The organism is Testudinibacter sp. 'clade 2' (assembly GCF_006227735.1).
In the GTDB taxonomy this organism is placed as follows: Bacteria; Pseudomonadota; Gammaproteobacteria; order Enterobacterales; family Pasteurellaceae; genus Chelonobacter.
Genome location: NZ_VDHB01000103.1, coordinates 1 through 9,093 on the forward strand (window position 1 = coordinate 1; position 9,093 = coordinate 9,093).

Sequence of the window (9,093 nt, forward strand, 5' to 3'; positions counted from 1 at the left end):
AGTTTAGTGATTCTAAACGAACGGCTTTTAACGCCGTAGTGGCGAAAAAGCGTCATAGTCCTTTGGATTGTGTTTAAAATGAGCACACTCTTCGTTGTAATCCTCATCAATAGTTCCGCTATTGATTTCGGCTTACGCCTAGATTGTGCTCATTTTAAACGACAACTCAAAATATAAACAAAGATCAACAGACCCTATTTTCAACAGCAACATGTAATTAAAAAAGACAGGTGATTTATGAAAAAACAACAAATAAAATTCGGATTAACCGCACTTAGCCTTTTGGTCTTAACCGCTTGTGGCGGTGGTGGTGGCTCCAGTTCATCGGAAACCGCCGCACCGATAAATCCTACATCATCAGAACAACCTGCCACACCGGCACAAACAACACCGGCAGAAACGGCAACAACACAACCAGCAACACCGGCAACGCCAACACAACCAGCAGCACAACCAACTACACCAACGTCGCCGGAACCAAGCAATCCGGTAGAGCCGACACCTCTATCTTACGCCTATCATGGTAAAGGGTTTCAATATACTGATCGTTTAAGGGATGATGATAATATTACTCCGACGAATGTCAAAGATATCAGTGTCAGTTCTAATGATTTCAAGACCATCATTGTTGATGGAAAAACAATAAATATTGTTCCATCGCTTTCAGGCATCAATACAGAGAATATTATCCTGAGTACAATTTGGCAAAGTGATCGTTATGTTGGTATTTGCTGTGGTACACAAACTAATATTAAATCCGTTAAATTGGGTTTTAGTAAGGATACCGATACAGGCGTGATCTATGCTTTTTATAACGGTAGTGTCACACCAGATTCCAGTATTCCAGCGAGTGGTAGTATTGCTTATCATGGCGATCGTACGGCACAGCTATTTACTTTGAATCCGGGAAATCAAGGACCTATTGGGCAGAATACTTCGCTATATAAGGGAAGTGTAGATGTGATAGCAAATTTTGATACTAAGAAGGTTAATGGTGAGTTATATAGCGAAGAAAATATGTTGCCCCTTGTCAGTTTGGTCGGTGATATAGATGCTTCTCAGATAGCAGGAACAGCAACATTGAACTTTAACGAAGAGGCATTAAAAAATACGGGAATTGGGAATGATATTACAGCCCCACTCAACGGCGCATTTTTCGGTGAAAAAGCAGAAGAAATTGCCGGGGAAGCGCATAATGCTAAATGGGGAGTGGTGTTTGCCGCTGAGCAACAAAAATAACCTTATTTGAAAAAATAGACTATAATCAAGGCTATCTTATTCAGATAGCCTTTTTACTTGAGAGTATTATGCGTATCAACCATTCATTTCTTGTTTCTTTGGCAGTGTTGCCAATTTTTAGCGGTTTATTTAGCGGCATAGCGCAGGCACAAACCGTGACCACTGAACAGGCGCCACGCTTAGGTTTGGATGAGTCAAAATTTCAGGTGGCACAGCCTAATTTGCCACAAACGACATTACAAGCTCCAAGTGCGGTGTCGCAACCTAAGTCCATTTCAATCAGCAAAGAAGAGCTGGCGAAATATCCTGAGTTGGTGCTGCGGGCGTTGCTGCCGGCATTAATGCAGAATAACGCAGAGGGTGTGGCGCTGTTGCTGCCGATTTATCAAGCGCAAGGCAAAACCGATCCGGTGCTGGTGACCTGGGGCGAGGCGATCTTGGCACAGCAGCAACAGGATTATGCTCACGCATTGAGTTTATACCGCACTTTGTTTGCTAAAAACCCGAATTTGATTCCGGTACGCTACCAAATGGCGCAAGTGCTGTATTTGAATAATGATAATGAAGCAGCGCGCGATCAGTTTGAAAAGTTACGCACTGAAAATGTGTCACCGGCATTTGTACAGTTGATTGATCAATATTTAACGGCAATTAATCGGCGCGATCAGTGGACGTTTCAAGGTGGTTTAAGTTATTTAAACGAGGCAAACGTCAACAATGCACCAAAAGCCGGTACGCAAGTCAACGGCTGGAAAGCTTGGCAAAGCGAAAAAGCGGAAGGGATTGGCTATAATCTTGGCGCAGATAAAAAATGGTCGTTGCAACACGGCTTTTTCAGCAAAGTGAGCTTGTCCGGTTATGGACGTTACTATTGGGATAACAAAAAATACAATGAATTTAATGCACGGATCAGCGCCGGTTTGGGCTATCAAACGGCACGCAGCGAAGTGACGTTGATGCCGTTTACCGAAAGACGCTGGTATGGCGGTGGCGCTTCCGGCAGCGATTCCTTGAAGCGTTTTTCACAAAATAGCGGTTTGCGTTTGGATTTCAGCTATTGGCTGGCGCCACGTTGGCAGATTTCGACCGCACTTGAGTATGGAGAACAGCGTTATGTGACACGCAAACATTTGAATGGCAATAACTATTTCTGGTCAAACACCTTGTTATATATGCCAAGCAGTGATCAATACTGGGTTGTCGGTGCGGACTACAGTCGCGATAATGCGCAGCATAAGGATAATGCCTACCAGCGCAAAAATATACGGCTCGGCTGGGGGCAGGAGTGGATGGGCGGCATTTCCACCAGAATCACGCTGAACTACGCCAAACGCCAGTATAAAGCCGCTGATTTCACCGGTATTCGCCAAAAAAATGATGAATACGGCGCACAATTTAGTATCTGGCACCGTAATCTGCATTTCTGGGGCATCACCCCACGAGTGACTTGGGCATACACCAAAATAGACAGCAACAACCCGTTTTACAGTTATGACAAAAATCGAGTCTATCTGGAAGTCAGCAAACGCTTTTAGACCGCACTTGCTGTAAGTAGACAAAGATATTTGATTAGGCTGGGTAGGGGTGAATTATATATCCGCCCCTTTTACAATATTAATCGTATATTTTAACCGTTGTCAGCTGTCTAAGCCGTGAACACGGCTATTTTTGTTTTGAATATGCCGTTCCAATGCTAGAATATCGCCAATTTTTCAAGATCAAACCCATTTACAGGAAATACCATGCGTACATCACAATATCTATTTTCAACCTTAAAAGAGACTCCGAACAATGCTGAAGTGGTCAGCCATCAACTGATGTTGCGAGCGGGCATGATTCGTCCGTTGGCATCGGGGTTGTACACTTGGCTGCCGACCGGCTTAAAAGTGTTGCGTAAAGTCGAAAAAATCGTGCGTGAAGAGATGGACAAAAGCGGAGCGTTGGAAGTGTCGATGCCGGTGGTGCAGCCGGGTGACCTGTGGGTGGAATCCGAGCGTTGGGAGCAATACGGCCCGGAGCTGTTGCGTTTCACTGATCGTGGCGAGCGCCCTTTCGTGTTGGGCCCGACCCACGAAGAAGTGATCACCGATTTGGCACGGCGTGAATTGAGTTCATACAAACAGCTGCCGATTAATCTATACCAAATCCAAACCAAATTCCGTGACGAAGTGCGTCCACGTTTCGGCGTGATGCGGGCACGCGAATTTTTGATGAAAGATGCCTACTCGTTCCATAACGACCAAGCCAGCTTGCAGCAAACTTATGAAGTGATGTATCAAACCTACAGCAATATTTTCACCCGCTTAGGCCTCGATTTCCGTGCGGTGCAGGCCGACACCGGTTCAATCGGCGGCAGTGCCTCGCATGAATTCCAAGTGCTGGCCGCCAGTGGTGAAGACGATATCGTTTTCTCGACTGAATCGGATTACGCCGCCAATATCGAACTGGCGGAAGCGGTGGCTTTAGGCGAACGTGCCGAGCCAACCGAGGAACTGCGTTTGATCGATACCCCAAACTGTAAAACCATTGCTGCATTGGTCGAACAGTTTGGCTTGCCGATTGAAAAAACCGTCAAAACCTTGATCGTACACGCCAGCGAAGAGAGCGGTCATCAACTCGTGGCGCTGATCGTGCGTGGCGATCATGAACTGAATGAAGTCAAAGCGGAAAAATTGGCACAGGTTGCCAGTCCGCTGGTATTTGCCGATGAAGCAGAAATCCGTGCCGCAATTGGTGCCGGTGTCGGTTCATTGGGGCCGATTAACCTGCCGATTCCGCTGGTGATTGATCGCACCGTTGCCAACATGAGTGATTTTGGTGCCGGGGCGAATATCGACGATAAACACTATTTCGGCATCAACTGGTTGCGTGATCTGCCGCTGGCACAAGTGGCGGATTTGCGTAATGTGGTGGAAGGCGATCCAAGCCCGTGCGGCAACGGTAGCTTGCAAATCAAGCGTGGGATTGAAGTCGGACATATTTTCCAATTGGGCGACAAATATTCGCAAGCGATGAATGCCACGGTGCAAGGCGAAGACGGTCGTCCGCAAGTGATGACCATGGGTTGCTACGGCATCGGTGTCAGCCGTGTGGTGGCGGCTGCGATCGAACAAAACCATGATGAGCGCGGCATCATTTGGCCACAGCAAATTGCCCCGTTCCAAGTGGCGATTGTGCCGATGAACATGCACAAATCCGAGGCGGTGCAGCAGTACGCCGAAGAACTCTACCGCACTTTGCAGCAGCAAGGCGTGGATGTGATTTTTGATGATCGCAAAGAGCGCCCGGGCGTGATGTTTGCCGATATGGAACTGATCGGCGTGCCGCACACAATTGTGATTGGTGAGAAAAACCTGCTGAATGGCGAAGTAGAATATAAAAACCGTAAATCGGGTGAGAAACAGATGATTGCCCAACAAGACGTGGCGGCATTTATCGCCCGGCAACTGCAAGCCTGATGGAAAATAACATGTCATTGTGGTCACTGCTGTTTTCATTCAAAGGACGCCTGAACCGCAAAGGGTTTTGGCAAGGGTTCGGCATTTGCTTTGCGGTATTATTGCTGTTGGCGAATTTGTTGCCGATGCAACAGTTATTCCAACAAACCGCGACCGCACTTTTGGTATCGGCGCTGTTGTTGCTGGTGCTGTACTGCTTGGTGGCGGTTGTGGTCAAGCGCTTGCATGATCGTGGACGCAGTGGAAGTGCGGTGTTTATCGTGGTATTTCCGCTGCTGTGCTACTTTGTTGCCGCGTATAGCGACGGTATGATGGCGTGGGCGCTGGGGCGTTTTATGCCATTGTTTTTCGGCACATTACTGTTGCTGGACTGGGGTGTTTTTCGTGGACAAGCGCAAGCAAACCGCTATGGTGAGCGTGGCTTGGCACTGCAATTTAAGTTGAAATAAACCATGAAAATACAACCGTCGTTGATCACAACAGCCTGTCTGTTGCTTGCCGCTTGCAGCAGCCCGAACCGCACTTTGCCGTTTTTTGATTTACACGGCAAGCCACAGCAGCTCAGTTTTAGTGTGGCTGGCGATGGCACACCTGTGGCAACCATCAGCAGCGAAAATAAGCGGGACGACCACACTTTTCAGTTGCAAACTCTGAGTGAGCGCAAAATTCTGTTGGCATTGAACCAACAGGATTATCCGCTGCAACAACCGCTTCCACACAAGATTGAGCGTGTGGAGTTTTACGAATTAGGGCAAGCGGGTTTTGTCGATGTTTATCAAATTCAGGCAACGGATGTGTGTCATGCCTTTCGCCACCATCAGCCATTGAACGCTGAACATGCGCTGACCTTCTATCAGCGCGATCCACAAGGACAGTTGCGCATGAGCGGACTGATTTCACAATTTGAATTTAGCGACAACGCCTTATTGAACATCAACGCCAGTGAACTGATTCCGCCATTGTCGCAGCCAAATCAGTTTGATGGTGACGCTTTATTGCACGGCAGTTATCAAAAAATCCGATCATTTTTAGCGCATCTTATTTGCCATTAACACGAGGAACACAGCGTGTCAGAGATTAAATTGAATTACCAAAAAACCCATTTTTTAACCAGCGCACCGGACATCCGCCACCTGCCGGAAGACAACGGCATTGAAATTGCGTTTGCCGGCCGCTCGAATGCGGGCAAGTCAACCGCACTTAACAGTCTGACTAATCAAAAAAGTTTGGCGCGCACCTCAAAAACACCGGGACGCACCCAGTTAATCAATCTGTTTGAAGTGGAACCACAATGTAAAATTGTCGATTTACCGGGCTATGGCTATGCAGCCGTGCCGGAGCAGATGAAAATCAAATGGCAGCAAGCATTGGGCGAATATCTGCAAAAACGAGAATGCTTAGGCGGCGTGGTGATTTTGATGGATATTCGTCATCCGTTAAAAGACTTGGATCAACAGATGATCGAATGGGCGGTCAGCTCTGAGTTGCCATTGTTGCTGTTGTTGACTAAAGCCGACAAACTCAGCCAAAGCGCACGCAGCAAACAAGTGAAACTGGTGCGTGAGGCGATTCTGCCGTTTCAGGGAGATATTCAAGTCGAAGCATTTTCCGCACTGAATAAAATTGGAATTGACAAACTGGCAGCAAAACTGGACAGCTGGTTCGCCCCGAATTTTAGCGCACCAGCAGAGTAAAACGGTTCGCTGTGATATGAGCGCCCCAAATAGTTTCAGATTATTGATAAAGATATTCGATGAGGCAAGGTAGGGGCAGATTGCATCTGCCCGTTTGCGAAGTGCGGTATAAGCACTTAATCAATAAAGGAAAAATGCAAAGTGCGGTTCGGGGCGATATATAATCGCCCCCTACATTTACAACATTAGTCGTGTATTTTAACCTTTGTCATCTGTCTAGGGCGGATTGCATCCGCCCGATGAAAGAATAGGGTGAATCTGTTTGAAAAGATAAATGAATGTGGTGCGGTTTTTTGTGTAAATGCGGTCTGAATCTTGACCAAAAACTGACCGCACTTTTGGCTCAGCGTGAAACGTTTGCCCCGGAATTACTCCACCGTCACTGATTGAATAACCACATCTTCTTGTGGTACGTCTTGGTGGAAACCTTTGTTGCCGGTTTTCACTTGACGAATTTTCTCTACTACGTCCATGCCTTCAACCACTTCACCGAACACGGCATAGCCCCATTCTTGCACCACGTCACGGTCATACATCTTTTTGCCACGGTAATCCAAGAACGTGTTGTCAGCCACATTGATAAAAAACTGGGCAGTAGCAGAGTGCGGATCGCTGGTGCGTGCCATGGCAATCGTCCCTTTTTTGTTGCTTAAACCATTGCTGGCTTCGTTTTGAATCGGCTTGTCGGTGGCTTTCTCTTTCATGCCGGGTTCCATGCCGCCACCCTGAATCATAAAGCCATCGATCACACGATGGAAAATGGTATTGTTATAAAAGCCTTTTTTACAGTAATTTAGAAAATTTTCGCTGGTAATTGGGGCTTTTTCGCTGTTTAATGCTAGTTTGATATCGCCAAAATTCGTGTGTAGTGTGACCATAAATTAAATCCTATTTAATTGTTGTAAAAACGTGATAATGTGGCGTTATTATTTCATAAAAATAACAAAACGGCTACCGACTCAGCAGATCCTAAAGTGCGGTTGGCTTTCCAACAAAGAATGCAGGACAGAAAATGTTAAAAATCTATAATACGTTAAAACGGGAAAAACAAGAATTTAAACCGATCCATGCCGGAAAAGTGGGGATGTATGTGTGTGGTGTGACGGTGTATGACTACTGCCATATTGGTCACGGGCGCACTTTTGTCTGCTTTGATATGATCGCCCGTTATTTGCGCTATTGTGGCTACGACCTGACTTATGTACGCAATATCACCGATGTCGATGACAAAATCATTAAACGGGCAGCGGAAAATGGCGAAAGTTGTGATCAGCTGGTCGATCGTATGGTGAAGGAAATGCATGCCGATTTCAGTGCTTTGAATATTCAAGCCCCCACACGTGAGCCACGCGCCACCCATCATATTGCTGAGATTATTGCGATGGTCGAAAAATTGCTGGCACGCAAACACGCCTATGTGGCAGACAATGGCGATGTAATGTTCTCGGTGCCGAGTTTTGGCAAATACGGCTTACTTTCACGACAAGATCTGGATCAGCTGCAAGCCGGTGCCAGAATCGAAATTTCGGCGATCAAACAAAATCCGATGGATTTCGTGTTGTGGAAAATGTCGAAACCGAACGAACCGAGTTGGGCGTCGCCTTGGGGCTTGGGGCGTCCGGGCTGGCATATTGAATGTTCGGCGATGAATCATAAAGAACTAGGTGCACACTTTGATATCCACGGCGGTGGCTCGGATTTGATGTTCCCGCACCATGAAAATGAAATCGCCCAATCGTGCTGCGCCCATGGCGATGATTATGTCAACTACTGGATCCATTCCGGCATGATTATGGTCGACAAAGAGAAGATGTCAAAATCACTCGGCAACTTCTTCACCATTCGCGAGGTGCTGAAACATTACAACGGCGAAAGTGTGCGTTATTTTCTGCTGACCGGGCAATACCGCAGCCAATTAAATTACAGCGAAGAAAATCTGAATCTGGCGCACACCGCACTTGAACGACTTTATACCGCCCTGCGTGGCACAGATCCACAGGCAAAAGCCAGCGGTGGAGAGAGTTTTGTAAAGACGTTCAAGGAGGCGATGGATGACGATTTCAACACCCCGAATGCGTTGTCGGTGTTGTTTGAACTGGCAAGAGCGGTCAACAAAGCCAAGCAGGACGCTCCGCAAGAGGTTGACGGACTGGCTGCACGCTTGCGTGAGCTGGGCGAGGTGCTGGGCATTTTATACCAGCAACCGGAAGCCTTTTTGCAAGCCGGATCCGATGACAGTGAAGTGGCTGAAATTGAAGGCTTAATTCAACAACGCAACCAAGCCCGTACCGACAAAAATTGGGCTGCTGCCGATCAAGCGCGCGATAAATTGAACGCTATGGGCATCATTTTAGAGGACAGCGCCGACGGCACCATTTGGCGCAAAGCATAGCTTTTTACACTTAATACAATAGTTATAACTTATCAATATAACAAAGTGCGGTTTTTTAGACCGCACTTTGTCTATTCCACAGAAAACTTCCCGTCATACTGCCTCTGATTAGTTTTATAAAAAAACATAAAACTGATTATTTTCATAAAGTTATTTTATTGATTTAATCATGTTGATCAAACATATCGATTTGCATGAATTATTTTACTTTTATGTAGCTAAATGTAATAAAAAACTTTTTTACTTTGTATATAGAAAAGTAATTAAAAAAGTGGTCTAATGGCGAAATTATGGTCTTGATTGTAAAAAT

Annotated in this window: 8 protein-coding genes; 7 read left to right on the plus strand and 1 reads right to left on the minus strand. The window is 46.4% G+C overall.

Features of this window, described 5'->3' with window-relative positions; translation table 11 throughout:
• Positions 1 to 237: 237 nt before the first annotated feature.
• From FHQ30_RS08740 to yihA, 6 genes are all read left to right on the plus strand, one after another.
• Entirely contained in the window at positions 238 to 1,239 is a 1,002-nt protein-coding gene (locus FHQ30_RS08740; protein WP_139612288.1) for a transferrin-binding protein-like solute binding protein, read from the plus strand.
• Positions 1,240 to 1,307: 68 nt separating this feature from the next.
• Entirely contained in the window at positions 1,308 to 2,774 is a 1,467-nt protein-coding gene (locus FHQ30_RS08745) for a surface lipoprotein assembly modifier (protein ID WP_139612287.1), read from the plus strand.
• Between the two features lie 207 nt (positions 2,775 to 2,981).
• The gene (proS, locus tag FHQ30_RS08750) at positions 2,982 to 4,697 is read left to right on the plus strand and encodes a proline--tRNA ligase (protein ID WP_139612286.1); all 1,716 of its coding nucleotides are present in this window, start codon (positions 2,982 to 2,984) and stop codon (positions 4,695 to 4,697) included.
• 11 nt (positions 4,698 to 4,708) lie between these two features.
• Positions 4,709 to 5,146: a DUF805 domain-containing protein gene (locus FHQ30_RS08755; RefSeq protein WP_139612285.1), complete on the plus strand. Its 438-nt coding sequence runs from the start codon at positions 4,709 to 4,711 to the stop codon at positions 5,144 to 5,146.
• Between the two features lie 3 nt (positions 5,147 to 5,149).
• On the plus strand, positions 5,150 to 5,749 hold the full coding sequence (locus FHQ30_RS08760) for a YajG family lipoprotein (RefSeq protein WP_139612284.1): 600 nt from the start codon (positions 5,150 to 5,152) through the stop codon (positions 5,747 to 5,749).
• Positions 5,750 to 5,764: 15 nt separating this feature from the next.
• Positions 5,765 to 6,391 (plus strand): ribosome biogenesis GTP-binding protein YihA/YsxC, encoded by a 627-nt coding sequence (gene yihA, locus FHQ30_RS08765; RefSeq protein WP_132968201.1) that lies wholly within the window; start codon positions 5,765 to 5,767, stop codon positions 6,389 to 6,391.
• A gap of 368 nt (positions 6,392 to 6,759) precedes the next feature.
• Here yihA and FHQ30_RS08770 read toward each other — a convergent pair whose 3' ends face one another.
• Positions 6,760 to 7,269 carry a peptidylprolyl isomerase gene (locus FHQ30_RS08770; protein ID WP_132968079.1) on the minus strand — a complete coding sequence of 170 codons (510 nt, stop codon included), beginning with the start codon at positions 7,267 to 7,269 and terminating at the stop codon, positions 6,760 to 6,762.
• 134 nt (positions 7,270 to 7,403) lie between these two features.
• Between FHQ30_RS08770 and cysS the strand changes: the two genes are divergently transcribed.
• A complete protein-coding gene (gene cysS / locus FHQ30_RS08775; protein WP_139612305.1) occupies positions 7,404 to 8,783 on the plus strand; it encodes a cysteine--tRNA ligase in 1,380 nt (459 codons plus the stop codon).
• Positions 8,784 to 9,093: the final 310 nt, after the last annotated feature.

Excerpts from the sequence above, each read along its gene's own strand:
- cysS (WP_139612305.1), top strand. The coding sequence starts at position 7,404 with ATGTTAAAAATCTATAATACGTTAAAACGGGAAAAACAAGAATTTAAA.
- FHQ30_RS08745 (WP_139612287.1), top strand. The coding sequence starts at position 1,308 with ATGCGTATCAACCATTCATTTCTTGTTTCTTTGGCAGTGTTGCCAATT.
- FHQ30_RS08770 (WP_132968079.1), bottom strand. The coding sequence starts at position 7,269 with ATGGTCACACTACACACGAATTTTGGCGATATCAAACTAGCATTAAAC.
- FHQ30_RS08760 (WP_139612284.1), top strand. The coding sequence starts at position 5,150 with ATGAAAATACAACCGTCGTTGATCACAACAGCCTGTCTGTTGCTTGCC.
- FHQ30_RS08755 (WP_139612285.1), top strand. The coding sequence starts at position 4,709 with ATGTCATTGTGGTCACTGCTGTTTTCATTCAAAGGACGCCTGAACCGC.
- FHQ30_RS08740 (WP_139612288.1), top strand. The coding sequence starts at position 238 with ATGAAAAAACAACAAATAAAATTCGGATTAACCGCACTTAGCCTTTTG.
- proS (WP_139612286.1), top strand. The coding sequence starts at position 2,982 with ATGCGTACATCACAATATCTATTTTCAACCTTAAAAGAGACTCCGAAC.